This is a genomic window from Mesorhizobium sp. P5_C1 (assembly GCF_054049815.1).
The window spans coordinates 1-719 of sequence record NZ_JBFULQ010001269.1; the positions used below are offsets into that span (position 1 = coordinate 1).

Genomic DNA, 719 nt, shown 5'->3' on the forward strand with positions numbered 1-719 from the left:
ACATACCTGCAGCGCGGCAACATCGTCTTCGAGGGCGGGGTGGAGGGCACCTGGCTCGAAGGCTCGAAGCAGTTCAACCAGCAATATGCAAGCTCCTACAATTACATCGCCTATACCCACGCCGACCCGCCCGGAGCTGTCGAGCTCCACGGGGGACCCGGAGCCGACCAGCTTGTCGGCGGCGCCGGCAATGACAGGCTGGATGGCGGCGCCGGCAACGATGTGCTTGACGGCGGCGCGGGAGCTGACCGGCTTGTCGGCGGCGACGGGCTTGATTGCGCCAGCTATGCCAGCGCGGCCAATTCGGTGGTTGCCGACCTGGCCAACRCCGGCGCCAACCGGGGCGATGCATTCGGCGACATCTTTTCCGGCATTGAAAACCTTGGTGGCAGCAATTTCGCCGACACGCTCCGCGGCGACAYKCACAACAACGTGCTCTCAGGCCGCGCCGGCAATGACAGTCTGGATGGCGCCGCCGGCAACGATGTGCTTGACGGSGGCGCRGGAGCTGAYCGGCTTGTCGGCGGCGCCGGGCTTGATTGCGCGAGCTATGCCAGCGCGGCCAAATCCGTAGTTGCCRACCTGGCCAACGCCGGSGCCAACSGSGGCGATGCAYTWGGCGACATCTTTTCYGGYATYGAAAACMTTRGTGGCAGCAATTTCGCCGACACGCTCCGCGGCGACACGCACAACAACGTGCTCTCAGGCCGCGCCGGCAA

The 719-nt window shown here is 65.4% G+C and carries 1 protein-coding gene; it reads left to right on the forward strand.

Annotation, left to right across the window (positions count from 1 at the left end; all coding sequences use genetic code 11):
• The coding region (locus ACXJ7R_RS35310) for a calcium-binding protein (RefSeq protein WP_457155827.1) at positions 1 to 719 on the forward strand (719 nt) is incomplete at both ends.